Source organism: Paenibacillus liaoningensis, from assembly GCF_059609455.1.
This window is the reverse complement of the sequence record NZ_JCAALU010000004.1, coordinates 167,903-189,299: the sequence shown is the minus strand read 5'-3', so window position 1 is coordinate 189,299 and position 21,397 is coordinate 167,903. Positions and strand designations below refer to the sequence as shown.

The window sequence follows — 21,397 nt, the reverse complement described above, 5'->3', positions numbered from 1 at the left end:
TCCCTTGCTTATTTTACAATCGAAATCATTATTTGACCGAACCGGTCATACCCGCTACAAAATGTCTTTGCATCAGGAAGAACACAAGCGCTGTCGGAATCGTCGAAATCACAATTGCCATCATAATCATGCCGTAATCTGGCGTGTAGCTGGAGCCCAAATTAGAGATCAGCATTGGAATCGTACGCTTGTCTGGCGATTGCAGCACGATAAGCGGCCACAAGTAGTTGTTCCAGCTCGACATAAACGTAATAATTCCCGCTGCCGCATACGTCGTCTTCATCGTCGGCACATAAATGCGGAAGAACAAGGCCAGCTCGTTCAAGCCATCAATACGGCCTGCTTCAAGCAGCTCTTTCGGGAACATTTTAGTGTTTTGACGGAAAAAGAAGATGAGAAACGCTGTCGTCATCGTCGGCAGCACGACGCCCGATAGGGTATCAAGCCCTAAAAACGGAACGCTGCTCGATATTCCCGCGAACATTTGATACAGCGGAACCATAATCGCCGCGAACGGAATCATCATCGACAGCAGCAAAATCGTGAAGACGATGTCCTTCGCCTTGCTTTTATAAATTTCAAAGCCGTACCCTGCAAGCGAAGCAATCAGCATCGCCAGCAGCGTCGTCGAGATCGAAATTTTAGCCGAATTCATGAGCGCCGGCACAATGTCAACCGAGCTGAACAAGTTATTAATATTTTCAATAAGCTTGCTGCCTGGAAGCAGTCTGCCCTGCGTTACATCTGAGGAGCTGTTCGTCGCGCTGACGATCATCCACAGAAACGGGAAAATGGAAATGAACGCTGCGACGCTGAGAAAAATATAAACCGATACCCGTTTTAGCTTATCCATTTTTATCACCTGCCGCTTTAAACTGAACAAATGCCAAAATAATAATCATAATTACGATAGAATAAGACACCGTTGCTGCATATCCGAAGTCTGCGGAATATTTGAAGGACAGATTGTAAATGTACTGGGAGATGGACATAGATGCGTTGCCCGGACCACCCTTCGTAATGTTCACAACCTCGTCGAACAGCTGCAGTGTACCGATAGTCGATGTAATGGATGTAAATAAAATAATAGGCTTCAGCAAAGGCATCGTAATGCCGAAAAACTGTCTCGTCGAAGAAGCTCCGTCGATTTTGGCAGCCTCATAAATCGAATGGTCAATATTTTGCAGAGCTGATAAGTAGAAAATCATATTGTAGCCTGTCCAGCGCCATGTAATGGCAATAATAACCGTAATTTTAGCCCAAAATGGATCTGTTATCCATTGAATAGGCGTGCCAATCAGATGCAGCTTGAGCAGCAATTGGTTCACAAGGCCGTCGCCTGCGAATAAGTATTTGAATATAACCGAGTAGGCAACAAGTGAAGTAACCGCCGGCAGGAATATCGCTGTGCGGAAAAAGCCCTTCAGCTTCAGCTTGCTGTCATTGAGCAGTACGGAAATAAACATGGCCAGCACAATCATAACCGGTACTTGAATGATCAGATAAATAAAGGTATTCTTTAACGCCACACGGAACGTCTGATCACTGAATAGACGAATGTAGTTGTCAAAACCAACGTAGTGGAGGTTCATCCCTTTGCCGGATTTGAACGAGAGAAGAAGCGCTTGAATCATTGGGTAAAAATAAAAGGATGCGATTAGCACGACGGCAACGATGACGAACAGCCATCCCGTCAAGTTAGCTCGATTACGAATTTTTATGCCAGGCTGCGCTGATTTCACGAAAGCCTAACCCCTTTCTTCACGGAAATAAAATCTCGGGGCAATCGCCGCCCCCGCCCATCCAAGCACGAGCTTTTCTGGCGAGGGCTTATGATCGCCCAAGATTTTATTCATCTGCCGTATGGTCGAATTTATTTAACTTGTGTTTCTGCTTGAGCTTGAGCATCAGCCAATACTTGATCGATTGCTTTGCCGCCCATGAAGTTTTGCATTTCTACAACAAGAATGTCCTCGATTGCATACGTATGCATACCGTAGTTAACTCTTGGAATTTCAGCTGTCCATTTTGCAAAATCAGCTACAACTTTTTGTCCGCCGAAGAAATCGTCAGCTGCTTTGTAAGCTTCGCCGTCAGCTGCTGCTTTCAGTGTGCCGATTGCGCCGATATCTGTAGCAAGCTTCTGGTACAGATCCACATCGGAACCGAATGTTTCTTTCAAAAATTCAGCTGCCGCTTCCTTGCCATCAACGTTCATTACATACCACGAGCTGCCGCCAAGGTTCGAAGCGCGAACGGAATCAGCGTTGTTCGCCAGTTTAGGGAACGGTACAACCGCCCATTTGCCGGACTGCGATGCTTCTGCTTTAACCGAAGCGGTAATCCAGTTGCCCGTTGGAACGCTTGCTACTTCGCCGCTGTTAAACGCGCCTACAAACTGGCTCCAGTCGGAAGTCACTTTTACAATGTCCGCTTCCATCAGTTTCTTGTACGTTTCAAACGCTTCTTTCAAAGCCGGGTTGCCTGCCAGATCCGGCGTTACGCCGTCATCTTTCAAATACCACGAGCCAGCGGATTGAATCATCATACGAATCAGGCCAAGATCGTTAGGATCTTGTGTCAGCAGTTGTTTGCCTGTTTTAGCTTTTACTGCTTTGCCGATTTCGATCAATTGGTTCCAGTCCAGCTCTTGCAGATCAGCTACTTTGTAGCCAGCTTGCTCCAAGTAGTCTGTTCTTACATAAAGACCAGTTACACCGGAGTCGAATGGTACGCCGTATTGTTTGCCATCAAGGCTTGTCGGCCCGATTTTGTAATCGGCAAAGTCTGCCGGTTTGATGTAATCCGTTAGGTCAAAGAAAGCATCCGGGTAAGCTTGCAAGAAGCTTTGCGCACGGTAATCTTCAATCAAAATAATGGTTGGAAGACCTTTTGTTGTGCCCGAGTTAAGACCTGCATTCAGCTTTTGGATAATGTCAGCTTGTGCATTTTCAACAATGTTAAGTTTTACGCCTGCATCAGGGTGCTTAGCGGCATAAGCCTCACCCGCACGCTCCATAGCGCCGATGTTAAACGTTTTGTCCCAAGCCCAAACGGTAAGTTCTTTTGTAGCTTCTCCGCTGCCTGTGTTTGTAGAATCATTTGTTTTAGCTGAACATGCTGTGAGCAGCACGAAGCTGGCCAATAGGATGGCAAGCATTTTTTTCACTGAACCCAACCCCTTTTTTATTGTCTGCGTAACTGAAAGCGTTTGCCGGCTAACATTATTCATTATAACAATCTGTTTATTGCATTCGATAGCAATATCTTTATAGGGATTTGTCATTCTTTTATTTGATATACAACAGTGATTTTTTACCAATAGTAATTAATTTGCTTATTGGTAATATATTTAGGCGTCATTTGGAAAGATCAAGGTTTTTCTTCTAAGTACTGGATTGAGTGTGTCAATGAGGCTGATTTCCTATTTCTTATTTCCCTGTCACCATCCTTCATATTGAAAATGATTTATTTGAATTTTGTGCTTCAAGGGCTACTATTATACTGAATTCGACAATTTAAGGCTGCTCAATAAAAAAACAGCGGCAATGCAGGTTTAACCTGACAGCCACTGTTTTAAAATTCCCCATTACTCAAACAACAACGGAAGCTTGATTTTCACGCGTGTCCCTTGGCCCGGATCGCTGAATATCGTCACCCCGTAGCCTTCGCCATAAAGCAGCATCAGACGGTCATGCACATTGCGAATGCCAATGCCCGAGAAAAAATGGCTGGCCGAATGCACGCCGCGCTCACGATCTGTCTCAGCTGCTCCTAAATTATCACCCGCTTTACCAAGCCCGCTAATGCCGACGCCGTTGTCAACGACCTCACAAATGAGCGAATCGCCCTCACGGGAGATGAGTACATAAATATAACCTTCGCTGCGCTCATGAAAGGCATGGAAAAAGGCATTTTCCATAAATGGCTGGATGACCAGCTTCGGCAAATGCGCCCCCATACAGTCCTTGTCCGCAAAATAATTGACCCGTATCTGCTCGCCATAACGCACATGGTTAATAAATACGTAATTTTTCAGGTTGACGAGCTCCTGCGAAACCGGAATCGTCTCGCTTATGTTGCTCACTGTATTTTGCAGCAAGGAAATCAGTGCGTTTATCGTGTCCGCAGCCTTGTCCTTGTTGCCCTGCTGCACCAAAATTTTAATCGACGCCAGCGTATTATACAGAAAATGAGGATTGATCTGCATTTGCAGGGCAGACAGCTCGGCATTGCGCTGATCCTTTTGCGTCTGAATAAGCCGCTTAATGTAATCGTTCAGCTCATCCAGCATATAGTTGTAGGCATTGCCCAATTGCTTAATTTCGTAGCTTCCGGTTACCGACGTATAATTGTTGAAATCATTTTTCGTCACTCTAGAAATTTGCCGCGCCAGCAGCGTAAGCGACCTCGTTAGCCGCCTTGAAATCACAAAGACGATAATGAGCGCCAGCAGTACGATCGCAAGGGAGATGAGGGCAACCATTTTGAAATCAACCATTTGGCTCATGACCTGCTGCTTATCAATCAAGTTCACCAAATAAAAGTCATAGGTCGGCAAATATTTCGACAGCACGAGGCTGCTTTTTCCCAATGCCGTTGTATCCATAACGTCCAGCTGCTGCTCTTCAATTTTCTTGGCATAGGTCAAAAGCTCTGGTACCGTTGTCCCTACAAGCTGCTCCTGGTTGCTCGAAACGATCATGCCCGCTTTATTAATGATTACAACATCATTACCGATGCTCGTGAAGCTCGTATAAAACTTCCGAAAATCCTTCTCTTTTATGGCAAAATAAAGCTGGCCGTAAGGCTGGCCGCTCGTCCGCTCCAGCAGCGTTTTCGAGGCTACAACAACCGCATTTGAGCTGTCTCCAGCCTTCATGCTTTCCTGATCCAGCTCATATAAAATACGCCGCGGCTCCTGCAAAGCATGCTTCGTAAGCTCGCTGCTGCGAAGCTTTTCAATAGAGCGAGGCCAATAGGTGCTGTCAGACGAATGGCTGCGGCCATTAATGCCCGTTATCGTAATGTTCACCGAATAAGCGGAAACGTTCGATTGAATCCGCTTCATCTGCGTATTGGCTTCATAATATCTTTTCAGCGACTGAGCGGTGCTCTGATCGGGCTCCTTCAGAAACGACTTGAGTGTTCCGCTTTGCTGCACATCATTGGTCGCGGTCACAATGGAATAGCTGAACGACTCGAAATTGGTCTGGACCTGATTAATGATTTTTCCATTCGTAATGCTGAACGTATCCATGAACAGACGCTGCGACATCTGCATCATCACAAGCGTAGTAAGCAGCGAAACGGAAATGATGCTGACTAAGGTGACGGTAAACATTTTAATAAACAAGCCGTGATATTTAAATTTTGCTAAAAACGCCTTCATGCATTAGTCCCTTTTCTGGTTGACATATTGTTTGCGGTAATGGCTGGGCGACAAGCCCGTTATTTTTTTAAACACTTTTGTAAAATAGCTGTGATCCGAGTACCCTACCATGCCGCTGATTTCCGAAATGGACGCCGTATCGGCAAGCAGCAGCTCCGCTGCCTTCTCCACCCGGATTTTGTTCAAATATTCGCTAAAGCCCTCATTATTATGCGCACTGAAATACGTAGACAAATACGACGGGTTAAAATGAAAATGCTTCGCCAGCTCCGTCAGGCTAAGCGGCTCAGCATAATGCTCGCCAATATAGGCAAGCAGCATCGCCATATTCGGATTGCCAGCTCCTTGCTTTCGAGTTGCCAGCACAGCCTCCGCATCGCTCACGAATGCTTCCATTAAAACAATCGCTTCGCTTATATGCGCTGCATCGCCAATTTCCTTGAAGTAGCGGTATTTCGCCTCCTCTAGGTGCGATGCATCCACCTCCAGACGGCCCAATACAATCGTCATATTAAAAATAACATTGCTAAGGAACGATTTAAACTCAAATACATCCTTCTTATAAAAATGCGAAGCGCCCTGCACATAGGCGAGCAGTTCGCTAAAAGCGCTCTCAAACTGCTGCTTGCTCAGCTGCTCGGAAAAACGCGGCAAATCAAACTTATCCTCTACAGGCGGCATATAGGGCAGTTCCCCTGCAATAAGCAAACGATCCGGGTCCGCTAGAAAAAAGCGGTAATCGCTCATTTTGAGAAAATGAAGCTTGAAATGATCCCCCACCTCGGTATAATTGCTGAACGGCTCGCCCAGCGTCCATCTCGCCTCAAGCTTCTGCTCGCTTGTCCACTCGTCAAGCCTGCGTGCGGCGGCAGCAAGCTGCGGGCTCTCCTGCTCGTTCATATTAATGAGCAGCACGACGCGTCCCGCCTCCGACCTAAGTGGAAAATAGACCGACTGCTCCAGCGAAACGACAAGCTCCGCCTGCATTCTTTTTTTCAGCAGCTCGGCTGTGGCGAGCACCGCATTTTTGTCTCCAGACGGCTTGCACTCTGCACCTAGCATTCGAAAGCTGTCGTAAGGAAAAGTTGCATCTTCCTCATCAAGCTCTACGCCAAACCCATCCATCAGCATATCCAGCAGCACCTGGACCGTTGTATTTTTATCCGTGGGGGCAAGCTCCAGCTTCAATGAAGGAATTCGCTGCGCGGTGCGCTTCAAAACCTCAAGCAGATGGGTCGCCTCCAGCTTAGGCTTCAATATATAATCGGCAACGCCGCTTTGAAAGGTTGATCTGACATAATCGAATTCCCCAAAGCTGCTGAGCACAATGACTTCGATTTCCGGAAATCTCGCTTTAACGATCCGGGTCAGCTCCGCGCCATCCATGACAGGCATGACGATATCCGTTATGACGATATGCGGCTCCAGCTGCTGAATCAGCTCCAAAGCTTCCGTTCCGCTCGCAGCCTCGCCGACAATTTGAAAGCCTTCCTTTTCCCAATTCAATAAATGCTTGATGCCTTGCCTGACTAATAGTTCATCATCTACAATGAGCACGCGGCAAAAAGGCGCCATTACGATCCCTCCATTATCATCTTGCTATTCCCTTTGAAGTGTCTGGGGCTTATTCATAATAGGTGCGAATTCTTATATCCTGATTGTAATTGCCAAACCCCTTGCCGTACAAGGTTAATCCTCCCCTGCCCGGCACACTTTCCTCCGCGCTGATGCGCAGCGTCAAAAACGGGCTTTCCCAATCCAGATCATGAATGGTCAGCTCTGATATTTGCAAGCCATCAATGAAGGTGCCGTTCTCATTCAGGCGCAGCACCTTCAATAAGCCATATTGATTCACGTCGCCCCGCCACCAGTCTGGAGACAGCCTCCCGCGCACACGTCCAAAATCGCCTGGACTCGTCCACTCGCCTACATACAAGCCATTGATGAAAAAACGGATATCCGACGGCCAATTTTCATTAATTTGCGGCGCTTCCGAACCAATTTCCAATGATATTTCCAATTCCTGAACCCGTTGATCAACAAAAAGATGATTGGGCACCTTATACTCGACATACCCTCTGGCAAACCATAAAATGCCGGCATTCATTCGCTCCGGGTCCAAAAAATATTTCGGGTTATCATATTGCCCGATCAGCTTTTCCGTAGTTGCAATGCCGCAGGTCGGAAAGGCGGCTACATCGGTATAATGGCCGACTGGGAGCATCGTTTCAATGTTTTTCCGCTTCTGATCGTTTGGCCTCGACAGCCTGATTTGCAAATATTCCGCTGACAGCGAGCAATATTTATAGGTGCCGCCGCCTACCCGTTTCATTTTGCTGGTCACAATGCCAGCCTGCTGAAGCTTGTTCACATGGGTGCTGACAATTGCGCTGCTCAAAAAAAGCTCGGCTGCCAGCTCCTTAATATGCCGCTCCCGCTCGTCCAGCAAATCGATAATTTGCAGGCGAACCTCGCTTGCCAGCGCCTCATATACCCGAAGCGATTCCGCATTCGTCGTTAAGTACATTCTGTCACATCCTATTTACAGGATTATCAATTTAGCTAATCCTTCATTATTACGGACCTTATTTATTGCTTGTATTTATTCATTATGTTAAAAATATAAGGAGATAGCAAGTATATGAATTCATTTTTTGGCTAATTCATTAAACAGGAGGTTTTACCAATATGTCTTTGAAATCAACGATGCTTATTGATAAACATTTTAAAATTGCCGAGGTTGACCCGCGTCTATATGGATCATTCATCGAGCATCTGGGACGTGCCGTATACGGCGGCATTTATGAGCCAGGGCATCCGACTGCCGATGAAAATGGCTTCCGCCGCGATGCGCTCGAAGCGATTCAAGCGCTGAACGTTCCTATTATACGCTATCCGGGCGGAAATTTCGTCTCTGGCTACAATTGGGAAGATGGCGTTGGCCCGAAAGAAGAGCGCAAGCGTCTGCTTGAGCTGGCTTGGTGGACGACCGAAACGAATGAGGTCGGCACTAACGAATTCGCCGATTGGGCGAAGCTCGTAGGCTCCGAAGTCATGATGGCAGTCAATCTCGGCACACGCGGCGTCGATGCGGCCCGCAATCTCGTCGAATATTGCAATCATCCATCCGGCTCCTATTATAGCGATCTGCGAATTTCTCATGGCTACAAAGAACCGCATAAGTTCAAAACGTGGTGCCTCGGCAATGAAATGGACGGCCCTTGGCAGATCGGTGCCAAAACAGCAGTCGAATACGGAAGGCTTGCGAATGAAACAGCTAAAGTCATGCGCTGGGTTGATCCATCGATCGAGCTTGTTGCCTGCGGCAGCTCGTCGAGCGGCATGAGCACATTTGCCGATTGGGAAGCGACTGTACTGGATTTGACCTATGATCAGGTCGACTACCTGTCGCTGCATACGTATTACAACAACAATGAAAACAACTCGGAAAACTTCCTTGCGAAATCGCTCGATATGGATCAATTCATTTACAGCGTAACCGCGATTGCAGATTACATGAAAGCGAAGAAGCGCAGCAAGAAGAAGCTCATGCTGTCGCTCGATGAGTGGAATGTATGGAACTCCATCGGCACAAGCCGTGCAGAGGAGCGCTGGCATATTGCACCGCCGGAATTTGAAGATGTATATACGCTTGAGGATGCGCTTGCTGTCGGCTGCTTCGTCATTACGCTGCTTAAGCATGCAGACCGGGTGAAAATTGCCTGCCTGGCCCAGCTCATTAACGTTATCGCTCCGATTATGACGGAAAATGGCGGTCCGCTTTGGCTGCAAACGACGTATTTCCCTTACAAGCACGCTTCGCTGTATGGAAGAGGCACCGTGCTTCAACCCATTACTTCATCGCCTAAATACGATTCGAAGGATTTCACTGATGTGCCTTATTTAGAAGCGATCAGCGTTCACAATGAAGAACAAGGCGAAATTACAATTTTCGCTGTCAACCGTCATTTGAAGGAATCGCTTGATCTGGATGTTGATGTTCGCAGCTTCGGCGCCGTCAGCCTAATTGAGCATGTCGTGCTGGAAAATGACGATATTAAGGCTTGTAATACGAAAGCCCGCCCTAATCAAGTTCTGCCGCATAACAATGGCACAGCCAAAGTCGATGGCGGTCAAGTTAGCGCCGTACTGGGCAAAGCTTCATGGAATATGATCCGCCTGAAAGTTACTGCAAACTAATTCGCTGCTAGCCAGCCGAACCAAAAAACCTCCGAAATTCGCCTGTTTAAGGGATTTCGGAGGTTTTTTATTGAAGCATAGCAGCGGATTTGCTAAGCAAGGATTGCTTCATGACGGCTCGTTTCATTTGCTGCTTTTGCACAGGCTGTGGCTGCTCGAAAAACGGCCCCTCCTGAAACAATTGCTTAAAAGCCTGCATCACTGCCTGAGCCGCCAGCGCTTCATCCGCCAACACATAGAAGGCAACCTGATAACCATAAACCTCATATTGCTTGAGTACAGCAGCTTTATGCTGCAGCTCCTGCTGCCTTGTCAAAACTCTGTTCATGGCGTCAAGTCACCTCCCTGCTCCTGGCGAATGTTCCTGATAACGATATAAATATTATTAAGAGGGGAAACAGCAGTATGTATGTTTGCCATATATGTCTAACTCAACTATACAAGAGGTTGCTTGCCTGCAATAGTACCATGTTTTTATAGTACCTCCGTACAGCCCCTCCGACTGGGCGCCCTTGTATGGGCAGGAAACAGCGGCATTGCTATTTTCAGCGAAAGCGGGCTATAATGTTGAGAAAAAGAATTCCATTATATGATTTAGTGGACAGAGGATACTTTCATGATTGAAATTCGTACTTCCCAGCTCAGCAATGGCGAGCTGAACCGCGGCGTATTCGCCACCCAGGACATCGCCGAGGGCGCGCTTATTCACGAAGCACCGGTTATTCCTTACGACAACGAGGAGCATGTCCATATTGAGAAAACGATTATTGGCGACTATGCCTTCGAATATGGCGCGAATCATTCCGCTCTTTTGCTTGGCTATGGCATGCTGTTTAATCACTCCTATACGCCGAACACGTTCTATGAGCTTAATTTTGACAATTTGACGGTAGACTTTTTTGCCTTTACCGATATTAAGGCAGGAGAAGAACTGCTCATTAACTATAACGGTGAAGTCGATTGCGAGGATCCTCTATGGTTTAATGAGGAGCAGGACACGAATAAAGCAGATTAGCTGAACGCTGAATAGAAGAATTGAAGCCCGAAAGATAGGCACTATGGAATTAGTGCTCGCCTTTCGGGCTTTTTATGCTGCAATCGCTAAGGTCACATAGCCATTTAAAGAAAAAAAGAAGCAGCTCATCAGCCGAGCAATCGGCTGACAGGCTGCTTCTTTTCTATGCCCGCTGCTTCTAGTATTTGCGAGGCGGCATGGACACCACCCTCCTGCACGAGGCGGTATGCCCGCGCGACCTCCTGCTCCGTCGGGCTCGGAACGCCCTCCAGCGGATATTCACGTCCGAGCTGCTGCCACTTGTACACGCCCATTCGGTGATAGGGCAAAATCTCAAACTTCTCAACCGATTGAAGCCCGCTAATATAAGCGCCAAGCGCGCGCAAATCGTCGCCGCCATCGGTCACCTGCGGAATGAGCACATGCCGAATCCATACCGGCTGCTTCCACGAGCTCAAAGCATCTGCGAAACGCAAAATCCGCTCATTTGGACGGCTGGTCAACTGCTCGTGCTTGGCGGAATCGATCATTTTCAAATCCAACAGCACCAAATCGGTAACCGCCATAAGCGGCTCGGCGTGATTCGATTCGCAAAAACCGGAGGAATCAAGCGTCGTATGCAGTCCCCAGCGCTGCTTGCACGCTTTGAACAGCTCGGTTACGAAGGGCGCTTGCAGCGTCGGCTCCCCGCCCGTAACCGTAATGCCGCCGCCGGAGCGGCGGTAATACGGTACATAAGGCTCTATTTCCTGCAATATATCGTCGATCGTCACCTGTTTTCCCGCTCCAGTATCCCACGTATCCGGGTTGTGGCAAAACTGGCATTGCAATGCGCAGCCCTGCATAAAAAGCACGAAGCGGATGCCCGGTCCATCGACGGTTCCAAACGTATCAAAGGAATGGATTCTGCCTAACATGCTTAGGGCCTCCTTTCTATACTGCGCCGTGGAACGTACGGTTTATGACATCGAGCTGCTGCTCGCGGGTCAGCTTAATAAAATTGACGGCATAGCCCGATACGCGAATCGTCAGCTGCGGATAATTTTCCGGATGCTCCATCGCATCAAGCAGCTGCTCCCGTTCAAACACATTAACATTCAAATGATGGCCGGAGCTATCCGCATAACCGTCGAGCAGCGACACCAGATTGTTAATGCGAGTCTGAGGCTCCTTGCCGAGCGCCTTCGGAATGATCGAGAACGTATTGGAAATGCCGTCGAGACAATCCTCGTACGGAATTTTGGCAACGGATGCGAGCGAAGCAAGCGCGCCCTTGCGATCTCTGCCATGCATTGGATTTGCTCCTGGGGCAAAAGGCTCTCCTGCTTTTCTGCCATCCGGCGTGCTGCCCGTTTTCTTCCCATACACGACGTTCGATGTAATTGTCAGCACCGACATCGTTGGCAATGCGCCGCGGTAAGTGCGATGCTTGCGCAGCTTATTCATAAACGTTTCGGTCAGCTGCACGGCGATCCGGTCTACCCGCTCGTCATTGTTGCCGTACATCGGGTATTCGCCCTGAATGTCAAAATCGACCACGATGCCATTTTCATTGCGAATCGGTATAACAACCGCATGCTTGATTGCGCTCAAGCTATCCGCCACAACTGACAAGCCCGCAATGCCGCATGCCATCGTACGCAAAATCTCGCGGTCATGCAGCGCCATTTCCAGCCGCTCATATGCATATTTATCATGCATGTAATGGATAATGTTCAGCGTGTTCATGTACAGTCCAGCCAGCCATTCCAGCATGGCGTCATATTTGCCCATCACCTCTTTATAATCGAGGCGCAAATCGCTCGTTATCGGGGCAAATGCCGGCCCAACCTGCGCTCCGGAAACCTCATCCACACCACCATTGATGGCATAGAGCAGCGCCTTTGCCAAATTCGCCCGCGCTCCGAAAAATTGCATCTGCTTGCCGATCCGCATCGCGGAGACGCAGCAGGCAATGCCATAATCATCGCCGAACTGCGGGCGCATAATGTCATCATTTTCATATTGAATCGAGCTCGTTTCAATCGACACCTTGGCGCAATATTTTTTGAACGCTTCCGGTAGGCTGGCTGACCACAGCACGGTCAAATTCGGCTCCGGTGCCGGCCCTAAATTATACAGGGTATGAAGAATACGGAAGGAGCTGCGTGTCACCCGCGTCTGGCCATTGACCGCCATGCCGCCAATCGACTCTGTCACCCAGGTCGGGTCACCGCTGAACAGCTCATTATAGTCTGGCGTCCGCAAAAACTTCACGATCCGCAGCTTCATGACAAAATGATCCATCAGCTCCTGTGCCTGCTCCTCCGTCAGCCTTCCTTCCAGCCGATCGCGCTCGATATAAATATCGAGAAAGCTGGAAACGCGCCCAAGACTCATCGCCGCGCCGTTCTGCTCTTTAATCGCCCCCAGATAAGCAAAATACAGCCATTGGAACGCTTCCTTCGCCGTAGCTGCTGGACGGGAGATGTTGCAGCCGTAGGCAAGGCTCATCTGCTTAAGCTCTTGCAGCGAACGGATTTGCTCGGATATTTCCTCCCGGTCGCGAATCGTCTCCTCCGTCATCGTGCCTGTTTCCAGCAGCAGCAGCTCCTGCTTCTTCCCGGCGATGAGACGATCGGCCCCATACAAGGCTACCCGGCGGTAATCGCCAATGATTCTGCCGCGTCCGTAAGCATCCGGCAGTCCTGTAATAATGCCCGCTTTGCGCGCTGCCCGCATCTCTGATGTATAGGCGTCGAATACGCCTTGGTTATGGGTTTTGCGAACCTCGGTAAACATTTTGACCATTTCGCCAGGAAGCTCGAAGCCGTAGGCCTCGCAAGCATCTACGACCATTTTGATGCCGCCGAATGGCTGAATCGAGCGCTTCAATGGTGCGTCGGTTTGCAGCCCGACAATCTGCTCCTTCTTCTGGTCAATGTAGCCGGGCGCATGGGCGGTAATGCTGGAAACCGTATGCAGGTCAATATCCAGCACACCGCCGTTTGCCCGCTCCTGCTTGACGAGCTGCTGGATTTTTTGCCAAAGCTCGACAGTAGCCTCGGTGGCTCCCGCCAAAAATTCCTCATTGCCAGTATAAGGCTGAATGTTATGATCCAGAAAATCCTTTACATCAATGCGTTCCTGCCACTTGCCTGCTGCAAAGCCCCGCCAAGCGCCCGCAGATTCTGCCACTTTAATGCGATCGGTTTGATTGACAGCCATCTTCTTCGCCTCCCATATCCTTTATAGCTTCAGTATAAAACCGGGTTCTTTTTTAAAATGTGAATATTATCACAATCTATAAAATAAATAATGATTTTCCAGCCGGATATGCTCCAGCAGCTTCGCTTCCAGCTGCTTCAGCCTCGTGTACGTATAAGCGAAAGCCTCGCACGCATCATCCGGCAGCACATAATGCGCCGAAGCCAGCCTAAGATGCAGCAGCATATTGCCGATACGCCTATGGTCGCCTTCAAGCTTCTCGACCATTTGCTTCGCCTGCCTGAACGCGGTAGCGGAATGGCGCCGCTCATATTTCAGAATGAGCGGGAAAAAGCATTCCTCCTCGTCGATCAAATGCTGCTCCAGCAAAACCTTTAAAGCATGAAAGCGCTGCTGCAGCTCAATCAGCTGACGGTGCTCGCTGCCATGAACGCTCGTAATAAGCGTGGTCAGTTCATGCAGCAGCGGCAGCTCGGCTCTGAGAAACAGATGATAGCCGAACATGAGCTGGCGCACCATCCCGGCAATGGACTGCTTGCTCCAATCTGCCGGTTTCAGCTTCTCCGGCTGAATGCCGACGTCCTGCCTCTCCTTCTGCTCCAAAAGCGCATGCAATAGATGGTTGCCGCTGCAGCAAGCACATTCGCCAAAACCCTTCTTGCCTTGACCGCCTTCCTTGTTAACCGTTGCCGTATTCAATAGATAAACCTCCTTTATTCGCTTAAAATACGAGCTTCTATCGTTCCAGTGCCAGCTGGCCCGCTTGCTCCAGCGTTAGCCCCAGTTGTACATCCTCGCCTTCTATCTTCAAAGGATAGGTTGGCACCATGCCAGTATCAGGCGCCTGCACCTGCCCGGTATCCAGTGCGATCTTCCAATCGTATAGCGGGTCCAGAACAAAATGTCCCGATACCATGCCTTCCGCGAGTGGGCCTCCCCTGCGATGAGGACTGCGATTGTCCAGGGCATACAAGGTGCCGTCCGTTGTACGAAACACAACAATTTCCTTCTCGTTCAAGCGGATGACCCGCCCCATCCGTTCGCGAAAATCTTCAAGCGTGCCGATTTTAATATAGGTCAAATCCTTGTTTACCTGTGTAGTCATTTGGCTGCTCCTCTCCTATTTCAATTGAATGGCTTCGAACAGATAGCTGCTTTCCCCCTGCTCCTCTAGAGCTGCGCTCCACGGCTCCTGAAGCTCGGCTAGCACGGCTAAAATATCCTGATACAGCTCGCGGCGGCGGTCCATATTGTCAACGACTTCTGCTTTAATCGCCTCAATGCCCAAACGCTCCACCCACTCCGAGGTGCGCTCCAAATAGTTCGCCGTCAACCGATAATATTGGGTAAAAGCGCCCACCATCTGCACAAGCTCTTCATCCGTTTTCACTTTGCACAGCAGCTCGGCGATGCGCGGCTTGATTCCGCCATTGCCGCCAACGAACATTTCCCAGCCGCCGTCATTGCCGACGATGCCGATATCTTTCGTACACGACTCCGCGCAGTTGCGCGGACAGCCGTTCACGGCCATTTTGAACTTGGCGGGCATATCGATCCGCTCGAACGTTTTTTCCAGCCGAATGCCCATGCCGATCGAATCCTGCGTACCGAAGCGGCAAAATTGCTGGCCGACGCAGGTTTTCACTGTGCGCAGCGCCTTCGCATACGCATAGCCCGAAGGCATATCCAGCTCTTTCCATACGAGCGGCAAATCCTCTTTCGCGACCCCAATTAAATCAAGCCGCTGGCCTCCGGTCACTTTGACCATTTTCACCTCATATTTCACGGCCACATCGGCAATTTTCTTCAAATCCTCCGGCGTCGTCACGCCGCCGTACATCCGCGGCACGACGGTGTAGGTGCCATCCTTCTGAATGTTGGCGTTCATCCGCTCATTGACGAAGCGCGAATCCTTCTCGTCCTCATGCTCTTGCGGCCACAGCATGCCCAAATAATAATTGACCGCTGGACGGCATTTCGAGCAGCCCTCCGAATGATGCCACTCTAGTACATGCATGACCTCTTTCACAGTCGTCAAATGCTTCTCTTTTATCGCAGCTACGATCTCATCGCGGCTCAGGTCGGTGCAGCCACAAATGCCAGTCTTGGTTTTCTGCCCAGCATATTCGTCTCCTAGCACATATTGCAGCAAATGGCTAACCGTCGGCACACAGCCGCCGCACGAACGCCCAGCCCCAGTGCATGCCTTAACCTCATCAACCGTGGTGAGCGAGTTGTCCTTAATCGCCTTTACGATGCTCCCCTTCGATACGCCGTTGCAGCCGCATACGATTTCATCGTCGGCCATTTGCGCTACGCGATCAGCGGCTGACAGCGCAGTGCCGGCCGTTCCCATCAGCTCCGCATAAATAGCGTCCGTCATCGCCGCACCTTCGCGCACCCACTGCTGAATTCGGCTCGAATCGCTGACATCGCCATAAAGCACACCGCCAACGATTGTATCGCCCTTAAGCAGCAGCTTCTTATATTGCTGTTTCCAGTCATCCTGCTTGCGAATAACCGTCAGCTCTGGCTGATCCAAGAATACGCCAGTCGAAAATACATCTACGCCCGAAATTTTCAGCTTCGTCGACAATTGCGTCCCCTCGTAAGGCTTCGTTTGCACGCCGCATAGCTGCTTCGCGAGTACGGCCCCCTGCTCAAACAGCGGGGCAACCAAGCCATAGCAAATGCCGCGGTGCTCGGCGCATTCGCCAACAGCGTACACGCCTTCCGCCGACGTTTGCATGTAATCATCGACAACGATGCCTCGCTTCACTTCAATGCCGCTCGCGCTAGCTAAAGCCGTATTAGGCCGTATGCCCGCTGCCATGACGATAAAATCCGATTCCAGCTTCGTTCCATCGCTGAAGGTCAGCCCCTCAACTCGCTCGCCGCCATAAATTTCCGCCGTCTGCTTTTCCATGAGAAAATGCAGTCCCTGCCGCTCCAGCTCCGCCTTCAGCATCGCCGAAGCGCTCGGGTCAAGCTGGCGCTCCATTAAATCCGCCATCAAATGGATGACCGTCACATTCATGCCCAAATTGAGCAAGCCCTTGGCAGCTTCCAATCCAAGCAGCCCGCCGCCAATAACGGCCGCATTGCGATATTGCTTCGCTGTCTCCAGCATGACGCTGCAATCCGCCATGTCGCGGAAGCCTACGACGCCCTGCTTCTGATGCCCAGGAACGGGCAGTATAATGGGATTCGAGCCTGTTGCTATAATTAGACGGTCATAGGCTGCGAACAGCCCATTGTCCGCAAAAACGATTTTTTGCTGCGTATCAATAGATGTTATGGTTGTTCCCGTATGCAGCGTAATCTGATGCTCCTCATACCAGGCCCAGCTGTTTAAAATAATATCGTCCATCGTTTTGCTGCCTTCCAATACATAAGAAAGCATGATCCGGTTATAGTTTGGATGCGGCTCGCTGCCGAATACCGTGATGTCATATTGCTCCGGGGACAGCTTGAGTATATGCTCCAGCGTGTTTATCCCCGCCATCCCATTGCCAATCAGCACAAGCTTCTGCCGTATGATTCCCATTGCAAACGCCTCCCTGTACAGCTTTCATCGTACTCACCAACAGTATAAACAACAATGCTCGGGAGTTATGTGATATTTTTCACAAAAAAGCGATTATTATAAAAATAGCCCCTTGCCGCCATTGTCTATAGCGTAAGGGGCTAGCCTATGTTTTCATGCGCCTTCAAGTTGGCCGACTTGCCGCCGAATGCATGCTTACAGACGGATTAATGCGCCGCGCTCATCAGCCGAGCGAAGCTCTGCTTCAATAATTTCCAGCGTGCCTACAGCGCTTTCCGGCATACAGACGGATACGGGCGTACCTGCGTTTACCGATTCAAGGAAATATTTGATTTGGCGGTAATAGCCCATGTCCGGCGATAGATCAGCTACAAAGCCCGGCTCGTTGTTGGGATTCACTTTAACCTGTCCGTTCTCAAACAGCAGATTGCCGCCTTCAAAATTGACGCGATACGTCATCGCAAAGCCGAAATCGCCTTCGAGCGTCCAGTCTGCTTGCGCATTCAGCACTTTGCCGTCCGGGTAGACGTAATTTGTTGATACCGTATCGTAGCCGCTGCCTGGAATGACGTTGCGAGCGAGCGTCGAGACTTGCTCCGGCTTGCCAAACAGCCAGTGGATCATGTCGGTATCATGGATATGCATATCCAGTACAGCCCCGCCGCTCTTGCTGCCGTCAAGGAACCAGCCTTTAGGGGCGGCAGAGCCTCTGAAGAAATAACCGCCCGTTACCGCGCCAAAACGGTTATCCTCCACAACGGATTTCAAATATTCATAGGCTGGCCAGAAGCGCAAGCATTGGCCGATCATCAGCGTTTTGCCTGTGCGCTCAGCTGCTTGCACCATTTTCCAGCCATCAGCGGAATTTCCGGCTACCGGCTTCTCGCAGAGCACATGCAGCCCCTTTTCCAGCAGCCTGCAGGTCAGCTCGGCATGCAAATAAGTCGGCAGCGTAATGTCGATGATGTCGAGCTCCTCGTTTTCGAGCATTTTCTCAATGCTGTCATACAGGTTGTACGGCGATAGATCATAAACCTCTTGGCCCGTCGCCATATTGCCGGAAGCTTTGCCATTTTTCAATTCCTCGATCATCAGATCGCAAATCGCTGCCAGTTTTACTTGCGCGCCCTCTTCTGTAAGACGAACATAGTTGTCGAAATGCATGCGTCCCATAAAACCGAATCCGATAAGACCTACTTTTAACATCGTGAATCCCCCTTATCAAATAAAAGCTTTTGGCGAAATGAGTTAGCCGTTTCCGCGGCCCAAAATCGCATCCATCGCTTTGGAAGTATTGAAAATAATTTGCTCCGCATGATGCGTGTACGGCGGAATCATTTCGGCCGTGACGTAATTGTCATAGCCGATCGCCTGCAGCGCCTCCATGACAGCTGGATAGTTTACATCGCCTGCAAGCAGGTCGACAAAGCCATGGAGTCCGCCCGCTTGGCGTCGGTAATCCTTGAAATGAACCTTCTTGATCCGGTTGCCCAAAATGCGTACCCACTGCTCTGGATAACCATTTTGCACGACGTTTCCGACATCGAAATAAGAGCCTACGAAGCTGGAGCCGAATGAATCGATAAACCCGCGCAGCTCAAGCGGCGACAGCAGAAATTTATTCCATACATTTTCAATGCCAATCGATACGTTCGCGCTTTGCGCAAAAGGAACGAGCTTCGCAATCGACTCTTGGGCACGGTTATACGCATATTCGTAATCCGTTACTTCGCTGCCGGGAATAAAATCAACGCCAACGGCGCCAGGGATGACCAAAATCGTATCGACGCCAAGCGCCGCCGCAAGCTCCAGCTGTTTTTTGCATATATCTATCGCTTTGCTTTGCGTCTCCGGGTTCGCGCTCGTCATCGCATAATCCCAATACAGCCCCGTTGCTAGGCCCGCGATTTCCAGCTCCGCTTCCTCTAGACGCGCCTTAATGTCGCGAATTTCCTGATCCGTTGCCGCGAGGCTCAGCTCGCCTGAGCCGTTAAGCGACAGCTCGATACCGTCGAAGCCGGCTTTTTTCGCCGTTTGGATGCAGCTTGCGATGGTGGTATTGCTGTTGAATGACCAAATATTAATCCCTTTTTTCATTTGAGAAACCTCCTGTTAAATAAATTCAGATTAAAAGCTGGGTGAACAAGGATCGGCGCTGCGTAAAAGATTTGGTTTTCGATCGTTATTGCCTACGAACGCTCCGCTTCTCAAATCCAAACCTTTTACTACACTTGCCTTGCTCACCCAACTTTTAAAAAACTTTAATTAAAAATGAGCTTGCCGAAATGCTGCGGCAGATGGAAATTTACTGCTCGCGTAGGTCGCCATGCTTGATACTCGCGTATACCCTGAACATCTTGATCAATGCGGTATAGATTCATCCGCATCGATAAACCAGGGGCGAATGGACGCTTGAAATTGGATGCTGGAATATCAATGAAATAGAGCACATTTCCTTGACCGTCTGATTGTACGGACGTCTGGAGGCGGGAAAATTGCCATTTTAGATCAGAGGAGCTGATGCCGCCTGAGCCGTCATTTTCGATGATGGCATCAAATACGACGTTATGAGGGCTAACCTCCAGCTCCATATAACGCCGGCCCTCCCCCTCCTCGTCAATAAACACCTCGACAACATCCTGCTCATAAAGCGGCTCATCCCGCTGCGTAAAATCTGAAACGATATGCGAATCCTTGCATGCGAAACGGATATGCAATTGCTCCGAACTCCAGCCTATCCTTACCTCTGTCCGCTCCCGTGGCGGCGCGCCCGTTACTGTATCTACCAGCTCCAACGCCTCACAACGTCCCCAATCCAGCGAGGCGGATGAAGCGCCAGACACAGCGGGCTCAAGCCGCTTGCAAATGTAGCTGCCGCCAATGGCAGCTATAGCGGAATCCATCAGCTTCATGCTCCTTTTTTAGCAAAATCCGTTATGTTGAAACCCTTTAGCAAACATGTGATAATACATTTATAATAGCCGATTTAATCAGATTTTTATTTAGTCGAAAAAGAGATTATTTGCACAAATCCGTTTTGTTGCACATGCAAATATAGGAAAGGCGGTTGACTCTGTGGACAACCTAGCTGCACACTACCCACTGCAAAGGATAGCTCCTTTTCGGGAATGGTCGCCAAGCGTCCATTACGCTCAATTTCAAAGCCTGCCGCCGGGGGCTATGCCGAGGCGAAGGCTGTATGATTTTGAGCTGCTGTATGTGACCCATGGAGAAGCAGCGACGCATATGCAAGGGCAGCGCTACACGCTTACAGCGGGCCAGCTTATTTTTTTGCCCTCGGGCGTCTATCACCAAAATGAGATTATATCGACTCCTGAAGCGAGGTTTCTCGGTATTCACTTTGATTTTTTCGATGAGCTGGACGTTCAGACCGAGGCGGATATGGTCGTCTATACAGAGGAGGCTCAGGCAGATAAATTTGCGGTGGAGGCTTGCGCAGAGCAGCTCGCTCCGTTATCGGCAAGCATCGTCTATACGCCTTCCCTCGTATGTGTCCAGCTCATGGAGCAGCTCGTGCACGAGTTTACGATGCGTCCGCCAGGCTATGAGCTCGCCTGCAAAGCGTATATGCTGCAAATTCTCACCTATCTGCTGCGATCCTCCTTTTCAAGCTCCGTTGCGCAGGGTTCTGTGCACGGGGACAAGCTGCTGGAGGTCATGAAGCAAATTGAAGAAGCACCCGCGGAGCGGTGGACGAATACGAGCCTTGCGAAACGGCTGAATTTGAGCGTCGACCATATGGCGAAGCTGTTTAAGCAAATGGCGGGAATGCCGCCGAGCGAATTCGTGCAATCGATCCGCCACCGGGAGGCGAGAAGGCTGCTGCGTGAATCCGGGCTATCGATTGAAAGCATCGGCGAAAGCGTTGGCTACCCCGATATCCATTATTTCAGCCGTATTTTCCGCCGCCATGAAGGCATCTCGCCGCGCGAATACCGCAAGCTGTCGAACATTTTATAAGCCGCAACCCCGTAACAAGCAAACAAAAAAGAGGACGCCTGATTTACATCAGAAG

General features: G+C 49.7%; 18 protein-coding genes. 3 read left to right on the top strand and 15 right to left on the bottom strand.

The annotated features are described in order from the left end of the window. Positions 1-28: 28 nt before the first annotated feature. From AC6B99_RS06990 to AC6B99_RS06965, 6 genes are all read right to left on the bottom strand, one after another. Positions 29-853, bottom strand: a complete 825-nt coding sequence (locus AC6B99_RS06990) for a carbohydrate ABC transporter permease (RefSeq protein WP_046233755.1) — start codon at positions 851-853, stop codon at positions 29-31. Beyond that, positions 846-1,742: a carbohydrate ABC transporter permease gene (locus tag AC6B99_RS06985; RefSeq protein ID WP_046233756.1), complete on the bottom strand. Its 897-nt coding sequence runs from the start codon at positions 1,740-1,742 to the stop codon at positions 846-848. Before AC6B99_RS06985 ends, AC6B99_RS06990 begins: the two co-directional genes overlap by 8 nt. A 131-nt stretch (positions 1,743-1,873) precedes the next feature. After that, positions 1,874-3,169, bottom strand: coding sequence for an ABC transporter substrate-binding protein (locus AC6B99_RS06980; protein WP_056042002.1), 1,296 nt, complete (start codon positions 3,167-3,169; stop codon positions 1,874-1,876). Positions 3,170-3,589: 420 nt separating this feature from the next. Then, the gene (locus AC6B99_RS06975) at positions 3,590-5,392 is read right to left on the bottom strand and encodes a histidine kinase (protein ID WP_494880521.1); all 1,803 of its coding nucleotides are present in this window, start codon (positions 5,390-5,392) and stop codon (positions 3,590-3,592) included. A 3-nt stretch (positions 5,393-5,395) separates the two neighbouring features. Then, the gene (locus AC6B99_RS06970) at positions 5,396-6,967 is read right to left on the bottom strand and encodes a response regulator (RefSeq protein WP_494880519.1); all 1,572 of its coding nucleotides are present in this window, start codon (positions 6,965-6,967) and stop codon (positions 5,396-5,398) included. Positions 6,968-7,016: 49 nt separating this feature from the next. Then, entirely contained in the window at positions 7,017-7,919 is a 903-nt protein-coding gene (locus AC6B99_RS06965; protein ID WP_056042007.1) for an ArsR/SmtB family transcription factor, read from the bottom strand. A 161-nt stretch (positions 7,920-8,080) separates the two neighbouring features. Between AC6B99_RS06965 and arfA the strand changes: the two genes are divergently transcribed. Next, complete coding sequence (gene arfA, locus AC6B99_RS06960; RefSeq protein WP_099521075.1) at positions 8,081-9,592, top strand: arabinosylfuranosidase ArfA; 1,512 nt, start codon at positions 8,081-8,083, stop codon at positions 9,590-9,592. Between the two features lie 67 nt (positions 9,593-9,659). Here the strand turns inward: arfA and AC6B99_RS06955 are convergent, their stop codons facing one another. Continuing rightward, complete coding sequence (locus tag AC6B99_RS06955) at positions 9,660-9,920, bottom strand: hypothetical protein (protein ID WP_496663078.1); 261 nt, start codon at positions 9,918-9,920, stop codon at positions 9,660-9,662. 288 nt (positions 9,921-10,208) lie between these two features. On the opposite strand from AC6B99_RS06955, the gene AC6B99_RS06950 reads away from it, so the two are divergent. Next, positions 10,209-10,607: an SET domain-containing protein gene (locus tag AC6B99_RS06950; RefSeq protein ID WP_430162813.1), complete on the top strand. Its 399-nt coding sequence runs from the start codon at positions 10,209-10,211 to the stop codon at positions 10,605-10,607. Positions 10,608-10,735: 128 nt separating this feature from the next. On the opposite strand, the gene pflA is transcribed toward AC6B99_RS06950, so the two are convergent. From pflA to AC6B99_RS06910, 8 genes are all read right to left on the bottom strand, one after another. Next, complete coding sequence (gene pflA, locus AC6B99_RS06945) at positions 10,736-11,524, bottom strand: pyruvate formate-lyase-activating protein (RefSeq protein ID WP_496663077.1); 789 nt, start codon at positions 11,522-11,524, stop codon at positions 10,736-10,738. 16 nt (positions 11,525-11,540) lie between these two features. Continuing rightward, positions 11,541-13,814 (bottom strand): formate C-acetyltransferase, encoded by a 2,274-nt coding sequence (pflB, locus tag AC6B99_RS06940; RefSeq protein ID WP_496663076.1) that lies wholly within the window; start codon positions 13,812-13,814, stop codon positions 11,541-11,543. Between the two features lie 69 nt (positions 13,815-13,883). Continuing rightward, complete coding sequence (locus tag AC6B99_RS06935; RefSeq protein WP_056042018.1) at positions 13,884-14,513, bottom strand: hemerythrin domain-containing protein; 630 nt, start codon at positions 14,511-14,513, stop codon at positions 13,884-13,886. 37 nt (positions 14,514-14,550) lie between these two features. Then, complete coding sequence (nirD, locus tag AC6B99_RS06930) at positions 14,551-14,919, bottom strand: nitrite reductase small subunit NirD (RefSeq protein WP_099521083.1); 369 nt, start codon at positions 14,917-14,919, stop codon at positions 14,551-14,553. A gap of 15 nt (positions 14,920-14,934) precedes the next feature. Beyond that, the gene (nirB, locus tag AC6B99_RS06925; RefSeq protein ID WP_496663075.1) at positions 14,935-17,361 is read right to left on the bottom strand and encodes a nitrite reductase large subunit NirB; all 2,427 of its coding nucleotides are present in this window, start codon (positions 17,359-17,361) and stop codon (positions 14,935-14,937) included. 195 nt (positions 17,362-17,556) lie between these two features. Next, entirely contained in the window at positions 17,557-18,567 is a 1,011-nt protein-coding gene (locus AC6B99_RS06920; protein ID WP_494862119.1) for a Gfo/Idh/MocA family oxidoreductase, read from the bottom strand. Positions 18,568-18,609: 42 nt separating this feature from the next. Further along, positions 18,610-19,458, bottom strand: coding sequence for a sugar phosphate isomerase/epimerase family protein (locus AC6B99_RS06915; RefSeq protein ID WP_496663074.1), 849 nt, complete (start codon positions 19,456-19,458; stop codon positions 18,610-18,612). A gap of 164 nt (positions 19,459-19,622) precedes the next feature. Next, entirely contained in the window at positions 19,623-20,264 is a 642-nt protein-coding gene (locus tag AC6B99_RS06910; protein ID WP_496663073.1) for a carbohydrate-binding family 9-like protein, read from the bottom strand. Between the two features lie 172 nt (positions 20,265-20,436). Between AC6B99_RS06910 and AC6B99_RS06905 the strand changes: the two genes are divergently transcribed. Next, on the top strand, positions 20,437-21,342 hold the full coding sequence (locus AC6B99_RS06905) for an AraC family transcriptional regulator (RefSeq protein ID WP_496663072.1): 906 nt from the start codon (positions 20,437-20,439) through the stop codon (positions 21,340-21,342). Positions 21,343-21,397 lie beyond the last annotated feature (55 nt).

Excerpts from the sequence above, each read along its gene's own strand:
- nirD (WP_099521083.1), bottom strand. The coding sequence starts at position 14,919 with ATGACTACACAGGTAAACAAGGATTTGACCTATATTAAAATCGGCACG.
- AC6B99_RS06910 (WP_496663073.1), bottom strand. The coding sequence starts at position 20,264 with ATGGATTCCGCTATAGCTGCCATTGGCGGCAGCTACATTTGCAAGCGG.
- AC6B99_RS06965 (WP_056042007.1), bottom strand. The coding sequence starts at position 7,919 with ATGTACTTAACGACGAATGCGGAATCGCTTCGGGTATATGAGGCGCTG.
- AC6B99_RS06915 (WP_496663074.1), bottom strand. The coding sequence starts at position 19,458 with ATGAAAAAAGGGATTAATATTTGGTCATTCAACAGCAATACCACCATC.
- AC6B99_RS06970 (WP_494880519.1), bottom strand. The coding sequence starts at position 6,967 with ATGGCGCCTTTTTGCCGCGTGCTCATTGTAGATGATGAACTATTAGTC.
- arfA (WP_099521075.1), top strand. The coding sequence starts at position 8,081 with ATGTCTTTGAAATCAACGATGCTTATTGATAAACATTTTAAAATTGCC.
- AC6B99_RS06955 (WP_496663078.1), bottom strand. The coding sequence starts at position 9,920 with ATGAACAGAGTTTTGACAAGGCAGCAGGAGCTGCAGCATAAAGCTGCT.
- AC6B99_RS06920 (WP_494862119.1), bottom strand. The coding sequence starts at position 18,567 with ATGTTAAAAGTAGGTCTTATCGGATTCGGTTTTATGGGACGCATGCAT.
- pflB (WP_496663076.1), bottom strand. The coding sequence starts at position 13,814 with ATGGCTGTCAATCAAACCGATCGCATTAAAGTGGCAGAATCTGCGGGC.
- AC6B99_RS06950 (WP_430162813.1), top strand. The coding sequence starts at position 10,209 with ATGATTGAAATTCGTACTTCCCAGCTCAGCAATGGCGAGCTGAACCGC.
- AC6B99_RS06975 (WP_494880521.1), bottom strand. The coding sequence starts at position 5,392 with ATGAAGGCGTTTTTAGCAAAATTTAAATATCACGGCTTGTTTATTAAA.
- pflA (WP_496663077.1), bottom strand. The coding sequence starts at position 11,524 with ATGTTAGGCAGAATCCATTCCTTTGATACGTTTGGAACCGTCGATGGA.
- AC6B99_RS06990 (WP_046233755.1), bottom strand. The coding sequence starts at position 853 with ATGGATAAGCTAAAACGGGTATCGGTTTATATTTTTCTCAGCGTCGCA.
- nirB (WP_496663075.1), bottom strand. The coding sequence starts at position 17,361 with ATGGGAATCATACGGCAGAAGCTTGTGCTGATTGGCAATGGGATGGCG.